1 protein-coding gene is annotated in these 960 nt (G+C 40.2%); it reads right to left on the bottom strand.

Annotated elements, in window-relative coordinates; translation table 11 throughout:
• A partial coding sequence (locus ACFIO5_RS10785) for an ABC transporter substrate-binding protein (RefSeq protein ID WP_375705397.1) occupies window positions 1–960 on the bottom strand: 960 nt, incomplete at both ends.

The following is a 960-nucleotide window of genomic DNA, read 5'->3' as shown; positions in this document are numbered from 1 at the left end:
AAAACTGGCCCGTGGAACACCAACACCTTTGAGAAGCTTCTTGCCAAGACCTTCATAATCTATGAGATAGCGCATCGCCAAGCGTACTTTTTCCTTAGCAAAAATAGGATTCGTCGTATTGAATCCCCAGTACATCATAGTTGGCACTAACACTCTTTCAACTTTAACATCTGTTGTTTTTTGCAGATCTGCAAGATCTTCAGGTGTCAAATTACGAGCAACATCAATATCATGTTTTTGCAACAACAAACGTTGTGTTCCGGGCTCTGCAACATGGCGAATTAAAATCTGCTTCAGTTTAGGCGCTTGTCCCCAATAGTGAGAGCTTGCACGCAACAAAAGAGCTTCTCCAGGGCGCCAACTTTTTAACTGATAAGGACCAACACAAGCAGCATGACTTTTCAAATACTGATTTCCAAAATCGCCATCTTTTTCGTGTTTCATAATTGTCTTACGATCAAGCAAAGCTGTTGCCGGACTTGCAACAATATTATTAAGAATGAGCTCTGCTGGATAAGGCTTATCAAATTTCATTACCACCGTTTTTTCATCAACAGCTTGCAAAGCATCATCAACATTTTGCTCTGTAATTCCATATTCATTAAAAATTGCCGCATTACCCATCTTCAATTTGACAATCCGCTTCATACTCCAAAGAAGATCATTGGCATTGGCTGATCTGCCATTATTAAACTTCAAACCATCACGCAAATGAAAAGTAATCACCGTACTGTGATCATCACCTGAAACATCCCAATGTGTTGCTAAAGACGGAACCATTTTAGCAGGATCATCTGTCGCAGTACTGACCAAATTATCACAAACATTGCGAACAATTTCACTTCCATAAACATCATTAAGTTGTGCGGGATCAAATGTACTAATTGCATCAAGATTCCAAGCCATCACAAGGGTATCAGCCGGTGTTTTTGCTGAAGCTTGTTGTGCAACCATCGCCAA

It is taken from the genome of Bartonella sp. AA86SXKL, assembly GCF_042196885.1.
Note: the sequence above shows the minus strand (reverse complement) of the source record. Positions and strands in the feature narration are given on the sequence as shown.